Raw genomic sequence first — 15,447 nt, forward strand, 5'->3', positions numbered from 1 at the left:
AAAGGCAATTTGACGGTCAATTCCACCACTTCGTCGGTCAAAGACGACGCTTCGCCAGCAGCCTGCAACAGGTGGGCGATTTAACATGGCGGACGAAACCGCAGAGCATACAACATGAGTCGTCTGAACCAGGAATTGGGCCTGCTGCAAGGGATTGGCCTGCTAAGCACTTCACTGCTGGGCACCGGGATTTTCGTGATCCCGGCGCTGGCGGCCACAGCCGCTGGCGAAGCGTCGTTATGGGCCTGGATGCTATTGATCGCCCTGGTGCTGCCGGTGGCCTTTACCTTTGCCCAACTGGGCCGCCACTTCCCCCACGCTGGCGGCGCGCCGCATCTGATTGGCCGCGCCTTCGGTGCACGGATGGAACGCCTAAGCGCCCTGCTGTTTCTTGCCGTGCTGCCGGTGGGTTTGCCAGCGGCGCTGAATATCGCCAGCGGCTTCTGGCAGGCGCTGTTCGATCTCAGCCGTGGCCAAGCCCTGGCCATTCAACTCGCCACCCTGGCGGCCATGCTGCTGCTCGGCCAGCGCCCGGCCAAGGCCAGCGGGATGATTCAGGGCGCGATTGCCGTGGCGATTATCGCCACCATCGCGCTGATCTGGTGGGCGGGTGATCTGCCCATCAGCAGCCAGCCGCTACTACCGCCGATTAGCGGCTCCTGGCATTTGCTACCGGCGGCGCTGGGGGTGATGTTCTGGTGTTTTGTCGGCATCGAGGCCTTTACCCATATGGGCGAGGAATTCAAGAACCCCGAGCGCGACTTCCCCCTGGCCCTGCTGTTTGGCGTACTGTTGGCGGGCCTGGTGTACTGGGCCTGTTCGGTGGCGGTGCTGAGCCTGCATACCTACGGCGATGTGCAGACCGATGCGGCATCCATGCCGCGTATGCTCGACCTGCTGCTGGGCGACCAGGCACGCTGGATCGCCGCTACTGTGGGCTATCTGGCCTGCTTCGCCTCGATGAACGTCTATATGCAGGGCTTCGCCCGGCTGATCTGGAGCCTGGCCGACGAAGGCAAACTGCCCGCCAGCCTGGCTCAACGCAACAAGCACGGCGTACCGGCCCGCGCGCTGCTGCTGGTGATCCTCAGCTGCGCCCTGTGCGCCAGCCTGGCCAGCATGCTCGACCTGACCGTGGATGACCTGATCCGCTACGCCAACGGTAATTTTGTGGTGATCTACCTGCTGAGCATGGCCGCAGGCGCGGTGCTGTTACGCGGTATCTGGCGCGCTCTGGCCGTATTCAGTTGCCTGCTGTGCGCCCTGGTGCTGCTGATGCTGGGTATGGATGCCGGGTATGCCCTGGGCTTGCTGGTGGTGCTCGGGTTGCTGGATCGCTGGCGCGAGCAGCGCAGCATGCGCCTGGCTGGCGCAAGCAGCTGAGATACGTATTTGGCATTTAGAACCTGATTTACGATCTCGCGAGCTAGAGTCCTGCAAGGCAGAAACAGGCGAGGAAGCGGAGTGTACTGTTGTACATGAGCATTCCGAACCTGGTTCTAACGCGGCAGGGCCGACGCGAAGCAGATCATAAACAGGTTCTTAGCTTGGCCACTTATTGCGGCTATTCTGAGCCCTGCTAACGACAAGGACTGACCATGCGCCGCATTCTTCATGACCTGAAAATCCTCATCCTCACCAACCTGTGGATTGTGCCGGTGCTGGCCGGGTTGGTCGGCGCGCTGTTCTATTTCGCCGCCCCGCCGCCACCGATGCATGCGCGTATGGCGACCGGCGCCGTGGGTGGTGGCTACCATGGGTTTGGCCAGCGTCTGCGAGCCGAGCTGGAGTTGCAGGGCTTTACCCTGGAACTGGTAGAGAGCGCGGGCTCTGAGGACAACCTAAGCAAACTCGGTACGGGTGAAGTGGAACTGGCGCTGGTGCAGAGCGGCCAGGAACTGACCCTGAGCGACGAGGCGCGCGGCACGCTCAATGGCCTGGGGGTGATGTACCGCGAGCCGCTGTGGCTGTTTCTCAGCGACAAGGTCAAATTCGAGCGCCTGAGCGATCTGATGAAACTGCGCCTGGCGGTTGGCTCGCCGGGTAGCGGCACCCAGGCGGTGACTGCAGCATTGTTTGCAGCCAATCGAATCGAGCCCGCGCAATACCCCGAGCGCTGGCAGCAGTTGGGCGGCAGCCGCGCCGCCGATGCGCTGATTGCCGGCCAACTGGACGCTGCCTTCTTTATCGGCCCGGCGGAAAATGCGCTAATTCAGCGCCTGGCCGCAGAGCCCAAGGTGCGCCTGGTCAGCCTGCGCCGCACCGAAGCCTATCGGGCGCGCCTGCCGTACCTGAGCCAGCTGCAGGTGGGCGAAGGCATGCTCGATATGGCACACAACAGCCCGGATCGCGACATCGTCACCCTCGGCCCGGTCGCCACCCTGGTCGCTGGCGAAGAATTCCACCCGTCACTCACCCCGCTGATTCTCGAAGCAGCGAAGACTGTGCTGAAAAACGGCAGCCTGCTCGACCCAGCCGGCAGCTACCCGGCCAAGCCGCCGCTGTCACTCAATACCCTGAGCGAAGCCGATTACTACTACGACAAGGGCCTGCCAATCCTGCAGCGCTACCTGCCGTTTCGCATCGCCTCGCTGGCTGACCGCTACATCATCCTGGCCATCCCGCTGCTGGTCCTGCTGTTCCCGCTGTTCAAGGCCGTGGGACCGATCTACCAGTGGCGCATCCGCGCACGCATCTACCGCTGGTACAAGCACCTACGCGAGATCGACCAGCAGCTGTACAAGGGCAAGCTGCCCAGTGACCTGGATGCCGAAATCGCTCGCCTGGAACGCCTGGAAGACGAACTGGCGCGGGTCGAGGTGCCGCTGTCCTACTCCAGCGAGCTGTACCAACTGCATATGCACCTGCGCTATATGATCGAGCGGCTGCATGCGCTAAAGCAGCGCCAGTTGACGGCCAGCTAAGCCCGCAGAGCAAGCCGCCAGCCAGATTGATGCAGACAAAGAAAACCCCGCCAGAGCTGGGCCCTGGCGGGGTTTTGCATTTCAGCCGATTACTTGACCCAGTGTTTGCCCCAATGAGTGATGTCGTAGCTCTGCGCACTGCGCGCCAAGCTCTTCCCGGCCTTGGCGGCTTCGATCTGGTCATCCACTACCTTGGTGGAGGAGGACAGCCAACTGGTCACAAAGGCCATGGCGTCGCCGTTGATCTCCAGGGCACGCTGGGCGATGTTGTTCAGGTCATCGCAGCTGTCGTGGTAGCAAGGGTCAAGCGCGACGCCCGCAGTGCCACCATAGCGGCTCGCCTGCTCCGGAGTTTTCAGCACCTCTGCACCGGTAAACAAGCCACCGAAAGCGATGCCGTCGAGGAAGAACTGCGCGTAATCCGAACGGAAGGTGATTTCATCGCCTTCTGACGGCAAGCCGCGCAGTTTGTAGTACTCCTCGAACAGCTTCTCGATGGCCGCCGAACCGGGCGGGCCTTGCAGACCGAACGCAGAACCGTCGCCGTCATAAATGAAATAGGCGAAGTTTGGCGAAGCGATCATGTCGAAGTTCAAGTACGTCTTGATCTTGCTCTTCTGCTCGGCCGGTAGCTGATTGACGTAATAAGTCGAACCAACCAACCCCGACTCCTCGGCACCCCACCAGGCAAAGCGCAGCTTGTTCTTCGGCCGCACCTTCTGCAGCTGCAACGCCAACTCCAGCAACGCGGCACTGCCAGATGCGTTGTCGTTGATGCCGGCACCCTCATACACCGAGTCGAGGTGAGCCCCTGCCATCACCACATTGTTGGCATTACCGTAACGGCTCTCGGCGATCAGGTTGAAGGTCTGTGTGCGCTCGCGCACCACCTTGGCCTGCATACGCACCTGGCTCTCAGCACTCTGTGCCAGGCCGACCCCGACCGCATAGGTGGCGAAGAAGGCCGGAATACCGCCGGCATAGCTGTCACCCAACGTGGCGTTGAGCAGGCCCTTGCGGTCTTCAGTGTCGCCCTGGTTGAAGATGATCACCCCTGAGGCTCCGGCCGCAGCTGCGTTCTCCGTTTTCAGCTGAAAGTTACAGCTGCCGCGTTGCAGCAAGGCGATGGCCCCGGAGGGGAAGCCAAGAAAATCCTCCGCCTCGCAACCACTGCTCGACAGGTTGCCCGCACCCAGTGCGATATCCACAGCTACCACCCGTGCACTGACATCACCGCCTTCGGTCTGCGACAGGTAGGTAAAATCCACGTCCCATTCAAACTGCGCTGGAGTCGGCGCCAAGGCCTGGAGTTCACCCGGCCCTTTCGGGTAGTAGGCAGTGAAGGGGAACGGCTGCACCTCTACGCGATAACCGGCACTTTCCAGGGTGGATTTCACGTAGTCGATTGAGCGCTGATAGCCGGGCAAGCCCGCAGCGCGATTGCCGCCATTGGCCTGGGCAATATCCTTGAACATCTGCAGGTGAATGGAGGTGTTGCTCGCCTGCATACAGCGCGGCAACCCCAATGTCGTGCTATTGAGCAGGCCAAAACGACATTCCAAAGGACCCAAGCGGGTCGGACTCCAAAACGCATTGAACAGCTGGCTGCTACTTTTGTTCGACTCTGCGAGCACCTCGCCCGAGATCGCCGCCAGTAGGCTTCCAACAATCAGACCGCTTTTCACAATCTTGTTATGCATGCTGCCTCCAATCCATATATGGAGTTTTTAGGTGCGGCAGCGCTTGTGACACCGCCGCGATACGTCCCTTTACTGCGTCGTGTGGACGCTACATAACCTAGACGTGGATATTCATCTGCGCGAACCGATATCTACAATTTTCTTGAAAATAAGAACTTATCGACGAATATGGGAGCAATTGGCCAGCATCGCACGCCGTGCCCATCTATCGGCGATAACTGGTGCCAGGGCGTTAACAGCCCGCTGTGGCGCGCGTACAGATGGAGAGAGCCCCGTACTCAGGTAAACTCTGCGCACATTTCATAGATCGGCTCCGGGCTGGCCTCGCCAACAACCCAGGAGCCCTCACACGCCCTGCGACTGACCTGAAGACCTAGCCCCATGCCGATCCGCCACTGCATCGTCCACCTGATCGACAAGAAGCCCGATGGCACGCCCGCCGTGCTGCATGCCCGGGATACCGAACTGGCCGCCTCGCAGGCCATCGAGAACATGCTCGCCGACCTTAACGAGAGCTATAACGCCAAGCAGGGCAAGGCCTGGGGGTTTTTCCATGAGGAATCCGGGGCGTATCCGTTCAGCGGCTGGTTGAAGCACTACCTGGACGAGGGTCAGGATTTCGCCGCGTTCAGCCGCAAGGCCGTGGAGCAGCTGCAGAAGCTGATGGAAGAATCCAACCTGTCCACCGGCGGCCATGTGCTGTTTGCCCACTACCAGCAAGGCATGACCGATTACCTGGCTATCGCCCTGCTGCACCACAGTGAAGGCGTGGCGGTAAACGAGGCGCTGGACGTGACCGCCGCCAAGCACCTGGATCTGAGCCAGCTGCACCTGGCGGCTCGTATCAATATTTCCGAGTGGCGCAACAACGCCAACTCCAAGCAGTACATCTCCTTTATCAAGGGCAAGAACGGCAAGAAGGTCTCGGAATACTTCCGCGACTTTATCGGCTGCCAGGAAGGCGTCGACGGCCCCGGCGAAACCCGCACCCTGCTGAAAGCCTTTAGCGACTTCGTGGAAAGCGAAGACCTGCCCGAAGAACAAGCCCGCGAGAAGACCAAGACCTTGGTCGGCTACGCCAGCAGCCAGGCCAAGCTGGGCGAGCCGATGACCCTGACCGAGCTGTCCGGGCTGATCGACGAGGAACGCCCGCAAGCCTTCTACAACCATATCCGCAACAAGGACTACGGCCTGTCGCCGGAAATCCCGGCGGATAAACGCACCCTTAACCAGTTCCAGCGCTTTACCGGGCGCGCCGAAGGCCTGTCGATCAGCTTCGAGGCGCACCTACTGGGCTCGAAGATCGAGTACGACGAAAGCAGCGACACCCTGGTGATCCGCAATCTGCCGACGCAGCTCACCGATCAGCTAAAGCGCCGCAAGAACTAACAGGCCGCTGAAAAACTACCTACGTTGCCGATGCGGCGTTAAAAACAGGCTCAAAATGCTCATTTACACCAGTAAACTCCGCTTTTTCGCCTGTTTTTGCCTTGCCTCGGCTGCCTCGCCTACGTTTTTAAACGGCCTGTCACATCCATGAGCCGCCTGCCGGATAGCCTGCTGGATGCCTGCCGCTGTGACCCGATAGCGCCCTTTGCCCAGGACCCGGCACGCGATTTCGGCCTGGATAAGCAAACGGCCAAACGGGCTCTGGCCGAACTGCGCCCCTGGCTCAACCAGCAACAGCGCATGCTCTGGGCCAACCAGCGCAACGCCCTGCTGCTGATCCTGCAAGGCACCGATTGCTCCGGTAAGGATGGGGTGATTCGCCGGGTGATCAGCAGCTTCGATCCGCAGGGTCTGCGCATCCATAGTTTTCAGAAACCCGATGCCTGCGAGCAACGCCATGACTTTCTCTGGCGCTACCAGCGGCGCTTGCCCGGGGCGGGCCTGCTTGAGGTATTCAACCGCAGCCACTACGAAGGACTGATCAGCGATCCGCTGGATGGCCTGTGCAGCGTCGCAGAGCTGCCCGCGCGCCAGCAGGCGATTCAAGCCTTCGAGGCGCAACTGATCAGTCAGTCAATTCAGCCGCTGAAATGCTTTTTGCAGCTATCCAGGCATGAACAAAAGCAACGCCTACAGGAACGCCTGGAGCAGCCGCATAAACGCTGGAAACTGCACAGCAGCGACCTGCAGTCCTATCGCGAGTTTGAGCTGCGCCAACAGCGCTGGGCCGAGCAGCTAACAGCCAGCCACAGCGACGCAGCGCCCTGGTATGTGATCCCAGCCGATCATCGCTGGTTGCGCGACTGGCTGGTGGCCAGCCTGTTGGCCCGCGAGCTGGAAGGCCTGCAGCTGGACTGGCCGGATACCCCGCTGCCGTTCAGCTTGGAAGATTTGCAGCGCAGTTAGCGCACGGCTCACTAGACCCTCAACACAAGAAGGCAAAGGAACGCCCATGAAGAAAGTCATCCTGCTGCTATGCGCCTTGGCACTGTTCCAGCACTGGGACACGGTGCAACGCTGGTTGCAACCGCCGCTGGCCGAACGACCAGGCGAAGTGGTGTTGTATGCCACGCAATGGTGCGGCTACTGCGCGAAAACCCGCGAGCAACTGGCGCAGGACCAGATTGCCTACCGGGAAATCGATATCGAGAAAGACCCCGCCGGCCAGGCGACCTTCAAGGCCCTGGGCGGGCGCGGCGTGCCCTTGCTGGATATCAAGGGCACCCTTATTCACGGCTACGACCCCCAAGCGATGCGCGCCGCGTACTGAAATCTCGGCGCAGTCCTGCAACAGGGCGCGCCGAGCATTGCAGCCTTACAGCGCCTTGATAGCAAAGCCCAGGCGGGGGAAATGCACATGCACGGTGCCGGCGCGCGGGTCTTCGCGGCGCAGGATCAGTTCTTCAGTGCCGCTGAACACCAGCTCGCCTTCCACTGCATCCACGCCGTAATCGATGGCGGAAATCGCCACCTGCTGGCCGACGGTGAAGCCATTAGGATCAACCAGCGCGGCATCCGGCAAAGCCGCAGGGCTCGCCTCACGGGCCACTTCAATGGCCTCAGCTGCGCTTATATCGCTGAACGATCCGTGGCCGAAATCCAGCACCCTCGCCAGCCAAGCGGTCACTGCCGGGTAGGCATCAACCAGCGGCGCAGTCACCGGGGTACCACGCAGGAACCACAAAGGGTGGGCCATGGCGATATCGGCCAGCGACGGCTCGCCGAAGAGGAAGTCGCCTGGCTCGCGCTCAAGCTGTTGCTGCAGTCGCGTCATCAGCGTGGGCCACTGGTGCTTGGCCACGTCCAGCGGAATACGCGTCGCCAGGCCGCCGTTAAACAGGGTCGAGCGGTCGGCAATAAAAGTCTTGAGAAATTCCGGTGGCAGCTTGCCAAAGCGCGCCGCGATGGATTCCGGCTGGAACACCAGGCTCACCGCATGCAGAAACACCTGGGAGTCGGCCCACTGGGCGAAGCAGGCGACGTTAAATTCCTGGCCTTCAGGAAACAGCGCCGGGGTGGCTTTTTCGGCTTCCAGGCGACGGGCGATCAGCGCGGTATCGCAGTAGATATCCGCGCCGACCTGCAGCACCGGCGTCTTGCGGTAACCGCCGGTCAGGGCAGTCAGATCCGGCTTGGGCATGATTGGCGGGATCAGCACCGAGCGCCAGGACAGCTGCTTGAAACCGAGCATCAACCGCGCCTTTTCGGCAAAGGGCGAGGTCGGGTAATGGTGCAGGATCAACTCGTGCATGACAGGCTCCGCAGCAGTTCAGGTAGACCAGCAGCTTAACCGCGCAAGCCGTGGCGGCCTACCCGCTTAGCCTGATGGTGCGTTATCAGCTAGAGCGATAACAGGCATGGCAGCGACCAGGACTTCCTTGGCCCGCTTGCTCATGGCCTTGACCGCTCGCTCGCGGCGCAGCGCATCGCCTTTGCCGGCACAGGGTTCGATATACACCAGGGCCTGCGCCGGGCTGGAATGGAAAAAGCGCGCACCCTTGCCGCTCTGGTGCTTGGTGAAGCGCTTGTACGGATCGTCGCTGATGCCGCAGTACAGCGCGCCATTGGCCGCCCGCACCAGATAGACAAACCAGGGCTTGGCGGCAGGTGTTTCAGGCGCAGAAGAGGAGTCAGGCATCAGTTAAATCGGCAGGCAATGAGCAAGGTCGCCGAGCTTAACAGACCGTTGAAAACGTAGGCGAGGCAGGCAAGACAAGGCAAAAACAGGCGAGGAAGCGGAGTGTACTTTTGTACATGAGCATTCCGAGTCTGTTTTTAACGCAGTATTGCCAACGTAGGTAGTTTCTCAACGGACTGTTAACGACTCTTCTGGAAGGCCGCCAACCCTTTCCCCGCCTGCTGGCGAATGGCGTTCTGCACAAACGGCGCCCAGCCCAGCAGACGGCCCTTAAGACCCAGCGCCTGGCCGGCCCAACGCCACAGATCGAAGTGATCGCGGTGCTCGCTGATTTTGCCGTCGCGAAAGCGGAAGGTAGCCTCGATATGGTTAACCACCTGATTGCCGGTCTGGCTAAAGGTATAGGTCGCCACCCAGCGCGCCTTGCCGGAATGCTCATCCGCTGCCACGCCGTCAAAGGTCAGGGAAAAGCCCTGAGCCTTGGCGCAGAGCATGCGCCACATATCACCGGCGGCCGCACCGCGCAGGTCGGTAAACACCGGGTCACTGAACTGCACGTCCTCGCTGTAACAGCTGGCCATGGTCTCGGCATCCAGCTGCTGGAAGGCCTGGTAGAAACGGGTGATCAGCGCGGCGTTGGGGTGAGTCATGGGGCGAACTCCGAAAGGGAACGTGCGAGCAGTATTGCCGTTAAATCGCCACTGCGCGATTGGCGAAAAAGACACACTTGTGTCAATAATCGCCAAACCTTTATCAAGCCTGAACACGTCATGCTGAAAATCGCCCTGTATGTCTGCCCGCAAACCGTATGCTCCAGCCTGAGCATGGCCATGGACGCTTTTGTCCTGGCCAACCGCCTGGCCGAGCAGCGGCTGTTTGAGTTGCAGCGTGTCAGCCTGAATGGGCAAGCGGTTGATCTGGGCTTTGCGCAGATCCAGGTCGATGGCGATCTAAGCTTGGCCGCGGATATAGACCTGATTCTGCTCGCCGCCACTGGCAGCGCCATCGACAGCACCCTGAGCGATAACACTGCGCTGCTGCCCTGGCTCGCGCAACGACCGCAGCGCCAGCAACTGGCCAGCCTGTGCAGCAGCGCCTTTCTCCTGGCCGCCGCTGGCCTGCTCGACGGCCGATGCGCCACTACTCACTGGGCGCTGGCCGACCAGTTTCGTCAGCGTTATCCGCGGGTCAAATTGCAGATTGAACAACTGGTCTGCGAGGACGGCCACCTGCTCAGCTCTGGCGGTGCACATGCAGGGCTCGACCTGTGCCTGCATCTGATCGCCCAGCATGGCGGCGCCGGCCTGGCGCAGCAGGTGGCTAATGCTCTGGTATTCGACAGCCAGCGTGGCCTGCAATCACGTTTTGCCCCGCTGCTGCCGGCGCCCAGCAGCGATTGCCCGCTCACCCCCGTGTTGCAGTGGCTGCAGCGTCATCATGGCGAAGCGATTGACCTCAAGCGCCTGGCCGCTCAGGCCAATTGCTCATCGCGCACCCTGTTGCGGCGCTTCAAGGCCAGTACCGGACTAACGCCCAATGACTACCTGCAGCGCGTGCGTATCAGCGCCGCGCAGCGCGCCCTGCGTAGCCCGGCGTCACTGGAGCAGATCGCCGAACAGGTCGGTTACGCCGACCGCGCCACCTTTGCCAAGCTGTTCAAGCAGCTCTGCGGGGAAAGCCCTGGGGCGTTCCGCAAGCGCCTACGCCAAGCGAACTAAACGTCGCAGCAACGTATCAACTTGCCGCGCCAACGCTTGTCGATTTATACCTTAAAGTCCAAAATGGAATTAATTGTTCAATTCGTTGCGGAGCTGCTCATGTCGACCACCCCTTATGTGCTGGATAAAAGCGCAGCCGAACAGCTGCTGGCCCAGGTCGATGTACACCAGGCCATGGTCGCCATGTTCCGCGAGCTAGCCGCTGGTAATGCAGCGCAACCGGCGCAGCAACTGGTGGAGTTCCCCAATGGCGGCGGCGACTTTATCAACTACCTCGGTGTGCTGGCCGGGGCCGGCGTTTACGGGGTGAAAACTTCACCCTATATCGTCCGCGAGCAAGGCCCGCTGGTTACCGCCTGGACCCTGCTGATGTCGATGCAGACTGGCCAGCCGCTGCTGCTGTGCGACGCCGGTAGCCTGACCACCGCGCGCACCGCCGCCACCACCGCAGTGGCTGTGGATGCCCTGGCCGCGCCCCAGGCCAGCCGCCTGGCGGTGATCGGCAGCGGCGCCGTGGCGCAGGCCCATGTGCATTACGCCAAACAGCTGCGCCCCTGGCAAAGCATCCGCCTCTACTCGCCCGGCCTGGCCGGCAAAACCGGCGCGCAGCTGCTCAAGCTGCAGCAACTCGATTCGCGCATACAGCTGTGCGCCAGCCAGGCAGACGCCATTCGCGATGCCGACGTGGTGATGCTCTGCACCTCATCGGCGAAACCACTGCTCGATCCCGTCGAGCTGGATAAACCGGCGCTGATCACCTCGATCAGCACCAACGCGCCGCGCGCCCATGAAGTAACGCCCGCCAGCCTGCTGAATATGGATGTCTACTGCGACTACCGCGCCACCACCCCGGATAGCGCGGGGGAAATGCTCCTGGCCAGCCGCCTAGGCTGGAACAGCGCCGATATCCTCGGTGATCTGGCCGAACTCGTCAGCGCTAAGGCCGTGCGCCCGGACTACCGCCGCTCGGTATTTTTCCGCTCCATCGGCCTGGGCCTGGAAGATGTCGCCCTAGCCCACGCGCTGTACCAGCTCAAGCAGGAGGCCTGCTGATGCACCAGGCGGACTACCTGATCATCGGCGCCGGCATTGCCGGTGCCTCGACTGGCTACTTTCTCGCGTCCCATGGCAAAACCATCCTGCTGGAGCGTGAGCAACTGCCCGGTTATCACTCCACAGGCCGCTCCGCCGCGCTCTACACCGTGGCCTACGGCACAACCCAGGTGCGCGCCCTAACCGCCGCCAGCCGCGCGTTCTACGACGCGCCTCCGGCAGGTTTTGCCGAACACCCGCTGCTGACCCCACGCGGCGAACTGGTGGTGGATTTCACCGGCGACGCCGCCGAGCTGCAACGCCAGTTCGATAGCGGCAAAGCCAGCGTGCCGGAGATGCGCCTGCTTAGCGCCGATGAAGCCTGCGCCATGGTGCCGGTGCTGCGCCGCGACAAGGTGCAGGCCGCGATGCTCGACCCCAGCGCCGCCGATATCGACACCGACGCCCTGCACCAGGGCTATCTGCGCGGCATTCGCCAGCAGGGCGGGGAAATCCACACTAGCTGCGAAGTGCTGCGCATCCAGCGCGACGGCGCCGCTTGGCTGGTGGACTGTGGCAACACGCAATACCGCGCCAAGGTGCTGATCAATGCCGCCGGCGGCTGGTGCGACCAGATCGCCGCCCTGGCCGGTGTGGCGCCCATCGGTTTGATCCCAAAACGGCGGGCGGCCTTCACATTTAACGGGCCGGAAGGTATCGACTGCCATGCCTGGCCCTGCGTGGTCAGCCTGGATGAATCCTTCTACTTCAAGCCCGACGCCGGCCTGCTGCTCGGCTCGCCCGCAAACGCCGACCCGGTCGAGCCCCACGATGTACAGCCGGAAGAGCTGGATATCGCCCTGGGCATCTACCAGATCGAAGAGCACACCAGCCTGAGCATTCGTCGCCCGGCGCATACCTGGGCCGGCCTGCGCTCCTTTGTCGCCGACGGCGATCTGGTAGGCGGTTTCGACCCGCAGGTGGCAGGCTTTTTCTGGGTCGCCGCACAAGGCGGTTACGGCATCCAGACCTCGGCGGCCATGGGCATGGCCTGTGCGGCTCTGGCCCGTGGCGAACCGTTGCCCGAGCATTTGCGCCAGTTTGGCCTGACGGAAGCCATGCTCTCCCCCGCTCGCTTGCTCAAATAATCAGTCGCAGCGCCCAAGGATGACGCCTCGGGCGCTTTGCGGCACACTCGCAACGCCCACCGAGCCCGAAGAGTTAGCCGCATGACGCCGCCCCGCCCTGCCCCCGAGCTGGACAACTACCGCACCATCGCCGACGCCATCGCCACGCTGTTCTTCCCCCACGCCGAAGTGGTGCTGCACGACCTGCGCACGCAAAAGGTCGACTACATCGCCAACAACATCTCCAAGCGCGTGATCGGCGATGACGCTGCGCTGGAAGACATGCTCAGCGGCGAAGTCGATGAACGCACCATCGGCCCCTACGAAAAGCTCAACTGGGACGGCCAGAAAATCCGCTCGGTCAGCAGCGTGCTGCGCGACGCCGCCGGCACCCCCATCGCGGTACTGTGCATCAACCTGAATATCTCGCTGTTCGAGACCGCCAAGCAGGCGCTGGATCTGTTTCTTTCCTCCAGCAAACTGGTGCCGCAGCCCGACGCGCTGTTCCGCGACGACTGGCAGGAGCGCATCAACACCTTCCTGCACAGCTGGCTGCGCCAGCGCCAACTCGGCCTCAGCCTGCTGACCCGCGAGCACAAACGCGAACTGGTCGAAGCTCTGCACGCCGAGGGCGCCTTCAAAGGCAAAAGCGCCGCCAACTACATTGCCAACGTGCTGAATATGGGCAGGGCGACGGTGTACAAACACCTTAAAGAGATCAAGGCTGACTAACACCTGACGGATCAGTGCAACGCTGACCTGCCATTATCCTCACTGGGCAAAAGACCAACGTGGCAAGTGCGTTGGTAGCTCGCCACACCAGCTAATTTGTCGCCTCTAGCGCTAAAAAACCTATAGCCCAAGCCCTCCGCCAAGCCGCACCGGCGCTTTGCAGGCGGGCACGCTTTTACCTTGCCAGCGACGACAAAAATCATAATTTCGCCATTCCTCAGCTCCGAACAGAATGCGGCCAAGCCCCACACATCGCCGCACTAGAACAATAACGTTCGGAATCAGAGGACCCTGCCATGACCGATCTGAATCAAAGCGCCTTGCGCATGCACACCGGCGTGAACCTTGAAGGAACAGAAATCGACACCCTGGTGGTCGGTGCCGGTCAGGCCGGTGTGGCCATCAGCGAGCACCTGAGCAAACTCGGCGTGCCGCACCTGGTGCTGGAACGCAACCGCATCGCCGAAGCCTGGCGCACCGGGCGCTGGGATTCGCTGGTGGCCAACGGCCCGGCCTGGCACGACCGCTTCCCTGGTCTTGAATTCGACGACCTCGACGCCGACGCCTTCGCGCCGAAAGAACGCATGGCCGCCTACTTCGAGGCCTACGCCAAGAAGTTCGACGCGCCGATCCGTACCGGCGTGGAGGTGAAGACAGTGGTACGCAACAGCGACCGTCCAGGCTTCACCATTGAAACCTCCGCTGGCGTGATCCAGGCCAACCGCGTGGTCTGCGCCACAGGGCCGTTCCAACGCCCGGTGATCCCGCCGATTGCACCCAAGGACGAGCAACTGACGCAGATCCACTCCGCGCAGTACTTCAACCCGCAGCAACTGCCCGAGGGCGCGGTGCTGGTGGTCGGTGCCGGCTCGTCAGGCGTGCAAATCGCCGATGAACTGCAGCGCGCCGGGCGCAAGGTCTATCTATCGGTTGGCCCGCACGACCGGCCGCCGCGCAGCTACCGCAACCGTGACTTCTGCTGGTGGCTTGGCGTGCTCGGCGAGTGGGACGCGGAAGCCGCCCAGCCGGGCAAGGAGCACGTGACCATCGCCGTCAGCGGCGCTCGGGGTGGCCATACCGTAGATTTCCGTGGCCTGGCCCATCAGGGCATGACCCTAGTCGGGCTGACCAAAGCTTTCGACAACGGCGTAGTGACCTTCCAGCAGGACCTGCTGGAGAACCTCAAGAACGGCGATACGAACTACCTGGCGCTGTTGGATGCCGCCGATGCCTATATCGCCCGCAATGGCCTCGACCTGCCGGAAGAACCCGAGGCCCGCGCCAGCTATCCGGACCCGGACTGCGTGACCAAGCCGCTGCTCGAACTGGACCTGGCCAAGGCCGGCGTCACCTCAATCATCTGGGCCACGGGCTATGCCGTGGATTTCAGCTGGCTGCAGGTAAACGCCTTCGACGCCAAGGGCAAGCCGCAGCATCAGCGCGGTGTCTCCAGCGAGCCGGGGGTGTACTTCCTCGGCCTACCGTGGCTGTCGCGCCGTGGTTCGAGCTTTATCTGGGGCGTGTGGCACGACGCCAAACACGTTGCCGGGCATATCGCCACGCAACGCACCTACCTGGCCTATCGCGATAGCAACGCGCGGCAGCGCGCTGACTGAGCGCCCTACCCAGCTTGCCGACCGAGGCCCTGCGGGGCCTCCTCAACCACTCTGCTTACAGGAAGCACGTCGATGCCTACCCATACCCGCATCCGCATGTTCAACACCAAAGACACCTACCCCAACCAGAGCCTGGACAACGACCTGTGCCAAGCCGTGCGCGCCGGCAACACCGTGTATGTACGCGGTCAGATCGGCACCGACTTTAGCGGCAAATTGGTCGGCCTCGGCGACCCGCGCGCGCAGGCTGAGCAGGCCATGAAGAACGTCAAGCAACTGCTCGAAGAGGCCGGCAGCGACCTGTCGCATATCGTCAAAACCACCACCTACCTGATCGACCCGCGCTACCGCGAACCGGTCTACCAGGAAGTCGGCAAGTGGCTCAAAGGCGTGTTCCCGATCTCCACCGGCCTGGTGATCAGCGGCCTCGGCCAGCCGGAGTGGTTGATGGAGATCGACGTAATCGCGGTAATTCCAGACAGCCAGCCATAAGCGAGATAAGTAGGGTGGA

At 62.1% G+C, this 15,447-nt stretch carries 15 protein-coding genes; 11 read left to right on the forward strand and 4 right to left on the reverse strand.

Features of this window, described 5'->3' with window-relative positions; all coding sequences use genetic code 11:
• Nucleotides 1-114 precede the first annotated feature (114 nt).
• Nucleotides 115-1,383 carry an L-methionine/branched-chain amino acid transporter gene (gene yjeH, locus Q8M42_RS19785; RefSeq protein ID WP_304864740.1) on the forward strand — a complete coding sequence of 423 codons (1,269 nt, stop codon included), beginning with the start codon at nucleotides 115-117 and terminating at the stop codon, nucleotides 1,381-1,383.
• Nucleotides 1,384-1,598: 215 nt separating this feature from the next.
• Entirely contained in the window at nucleotides 1,599-2,924 is a 1,326-nt protein-coding gene (locus Q8M42_RS19790; protein ID WP_304864742.1) for a TAXI family TRAP transporter solute-binding subunit, read from the forward strand.
• A gap of 89 nt (nucleotides 2,925-3,013) precedes the next feature.
• Here the strand turns inward: Q8M42_RS19790 and Q8M42_RS19795 are convergent, their stop codons facing one another.
• Nucleotides 3,014-4,624: a M28 family metallopeptidase gene (locus Q8M42_RS19795; protein ID WP_304864744.1), complete on the reverse strand. Its 1,611-nt coding sequence runs from the start codon at nucleotides 4,622-4,624 to the stop codon at nucleotides 3,014-3,016.
• 381 nt (nucleotides 4,625-5,005) lie between these two features.
• On the opposite strand from Q8M42_RS19795, the gene yejK reads away from it, so the two are divergent.
• The 3 genes from yejK to Q8M42_RS19810 all read left to right on the forward strand — a co-directional run bounded on the left by yejK (nucleotide 5,006) and on the right by Q8M42_RS19810 (nucleotide 7,343).
• Nucleotides 5,006-6,013, forward strand: coding sequence for a nucleoid-associated protein YejK (gene yejK / locus Q8M42_RS19800; RefSeq protein WP_304864746.1), 1,008 nt, complete (start codon nucleotides 5,006-5,008; stop codon nucleotides 6,011-6,013).
• Nucleotides 6,014-6,160: 147 nt separating this feature from the next.
• Nucleotides 6,161-6,979, forward strand: coding sequence for a polyphosphate kinase 2 family protein (locus tag Q8M42_RS19805; RefSeq protein ID WP_304864748.1), 819 nt, complete (start codon nucleotides 6,161-6,163; stop codon nucleotides 6,977-6,979).
• 46 nt (nucleotides 6,980-7,025) lie between these two features.
• On the forward strand, nucleotides 7,026-7,343 hold the full coding sequence (locus Q8M42_RS19810; RefSeq protein ID WP_304864749.1) for a glutaredoxin domain-containing protein: 318 nt from the start codon (nucleotides 7,026-7,028) through the stop codon (nucleotides 7,341-7,343).
• Nucleotides 7,344-7,388: 45 nt separating this feature from the next.
• On the opposite strand, the gene Q8M42_RS19815 is transcribed toward Q8M42_RS19810, so the two are convergent.
• From Q8M42_RS19815 to Q8M42_RS19825, 3 genes are all read right to left on the reverse strand, one after another.
• Complete coding sequence (locus Q8M42_RS19815; protein WP_304864751.1) at nucleotides 7,389-8,324, reverse strand: glutathione S-transferase family protein; 936 nt, start codon at nucleotides 8,322-8,324, stop codon at nucleotides 7,389-7,391.
• A gap of 66 nt (nucleotides 8,325-8,390) precedes the next feature.
• Nucleotides 8,391-8,711: a GIY-YIG nuclease family protein gene (locus Q8M42_RS19820; RefSeq protein WP_304864753.1), complete on the reverse strand. Its 321-nt coding sequence runs from the start codon at nucleotides 8,709-8,711 to the stop codon at nucleotides 8,391-8,393.
• Between the two features lie 179 nt (nucleotides 8,712-8,890).
• Nucleotides 8,891-9,361: a nuclear transport factor 2 family protein gene (locus Q8M42_RS19825; protein ID WP_304864755.1), complete on the reverse strand. Its 471-nt coding sequence runs from the start codon at nucleotides 9,359-9,361 to the stop codon at nucleotides 8,891-8,893.
• A gap of 120 nt (nucleotides 9,362-9,481) precedes the next feature.
• Between Q8M42_RS19825 and Q8M42_RS19830 the strand changes: the two genes are divergently transcribed.
• The 6 genes from Q8M42_RS19830 (at nucleotide 9,482) to Q8M42_RS19855 (ending at nucleotide 15,428) form a co-directional block, all read left to right on the forward strand.
• Nucleotides 9,482-10,429 (forward strand): GlxA family transcriptional regulator, encoded by a 948-nt coding sequence (locus Q8M42_RS19830; RefSeq protein ID WP_304864757.1) that lies wholly within the window; start codon nucleotides 9,482-9,484, stop codon nucleotides 10,427-10,429.
• Nucleotides 10,430-10,528: 99 nt separating this feature from the next.
• The gene (locus Q8M42_RS19835; RefSeq protein WP_304864758.1) at nucleotides 10,529-11,482 is read left to right on the forward strand and encodes an ornithine cyclodeaminase family protein; all 954 of its coding nucleotides are present in this window, start codon (nucleotides 10,529-10,531) and stop codon (nucleotides 11,480-11,482) included.
• Nucleotides 11,482-12,609 (forward strand): FAD-binding oxidoreductase, encoded by a 1,128-nt coding sequence (locus Q8M42_RS19840; RefSeq protein WP_304864760.1) that lies wholly within the window; start codon nucleotides 11,482-11,484, stop codon nucleotides 12,607-12,609. The genes Q8M42_RS19835 and Q8M42_RS19840 overlap by 1 nt, the downstream gene beginning before the upstream one ends.
• A gap of 81 nt (nucleotides 12,610-12,690) precedes the next feature.
• Complete coding sequence (locus tag Q8M42_RS19845; protein WP_304864762.1) at nucleotides 12,691-13,320, forward strand: transcriptional regulator; 630 nt, start codon at nucleotides 12,691-12,693, stop codon at nucleotides 13,318-13,320.
• 296 nt (nucleotides 13,321-13,616) lie between these two features.
• Nucleotides 13,617-14,936, forward strand: a complete 1,320-nt coding sequence (locus Q8M42_RS19850) for an NAD(P)/FAD-dependent oxidoreductase (protein ID WP_304864764.1) — start codon at nucleotides 13,617-13,619, stop codon at nucleotides 14,934-14,936.
• Between the two features lie 72 nt (nucleotides 14,937-15,008).
• Entirely contained in the window at nucleotides 15,009-15,428 is a 420-nt protein-coding gene (locus Q8M42_RS19855) for a RidA family protein (RefSeq protein WP_304864766.1), read from the forward strand.
• Nucleotides 15,429-15,447 lie beyond the last annotated feature (19 nt).

Source organism: Pseudomonas sp. (assembly GCF_030684895.1).
In the GTDB taxonomy this organism is placed as follows: domain Bacteria; phylum Pseudomonadota; class Gammaproteobacteria; order Pseudomonadales; family Pseudomonadaceae; genus Aquipseudomonas.

Bases quoted from the DNA above. Each gene is read 5' to 3' on its own strand.
- yjeH (WP_304864740.1), top strand. From the start codon at position 115: ATGAGTCGTCTGAACCAGGAATTGGGCCTGCTGCAAGGGATTGGCCTG.
- Q8M42_RS19790 (WP_304864742.1), top strand. From the start codon at position 1,599: ATGCGCCGCATTCTTCATGACCTGAAAATCCTCATCCTCACCAACCTG.
- Q8M42_RS19795 (WP_304864744.1), bottom strand. From the start codon at position 4,624: ATGCATAACAAGATTGTGAAAAGCGGTCTGATTGTTGGAAGCCTACTG.
- yejK (WP_304864746.1), top strand. From the start codon at position 5,006: ATGCCGATCCGCCACTGCATCGTCCACCTGATCGACAAGAAGCCCGAT.
- Q8M42_RS19805 (WP_304864748.1), top strand. From the start codon at position 6,161: ATGAGCCGCCTGCCGGATAGCCTGCTGGATGCCTGCCGCTGTGACCCG.
- Q8M42_RS19810 (WP_304864749.1), top strand. From the start codon at position 7,026: ATGAAGAAAGTCATCCTGCTGCTATGCGCCTTGGCACTGTTCCAGCAC.
- Q8M42_RS19815 (WP_304864751.1), bottom strand. From the start codon at position 8,324: ATGCACGAGTTGATCCTGCACCATTACCCGACCTCGCCCTTTGCCGAA.
- Q8M42_RS19820 (WP_304864753.1), bottom strand. From the start codon at position 8,711: ATGCCTGACTCCTCTTCTGCGCCTGAAACACCTGCCGCCAAGCCCTGG.
- Q8M42_RS19825 (WP_304864755.1), bottom strand. From the start codon at position 9,361: ATGACTCACCCCAACGCCGCGCTGATCACCCGTTTCTACCAGGCCTTC.
- Q8M42_RS19830 (WP_304864757.1), top strand. From the start codon at position 9,482: ATGCTGAAAATCGCCCTGTATGTCTGCCCGCAAACCGTATGCTCCAGC.
- Q8M42_RS19835 (WP_304864758.1), top strand. From the start codon at position 10,529: ATGTCGACCACCCCTTATGTGCTGGATAAAAGCGCAGCCGAACAGCTG.
- Q8M42_RS19840 (WP_304864760.1), top strand. From the start codon at position 11,482: ATGCACCAGGCGGACTACCTGATCATCGGCGCCGGCATTGCCGGTGCC.
- Q8M42_RS19845 (WP_304864762.1), top strand. From the start codon at position 12,691: ATGACGCCGCCCCGCCCTGCCCCCGAGCTGGACAACTACCGCACCATC.
- Q8M42_RS19850 (WP_304864764.1), top strand. From the start codon at position 13,617: ATGACCGATCTGAATCAAAGCGCCTTGCGCATGCACACCGGCGTGAAC.
- Q8M42_RS19855 (WP_304864766.1), top strand. From the start codon at position 15,009: ATGCCTACCCATACCCGCATCCGCATGTTCAACACCAAAGACACCTAC.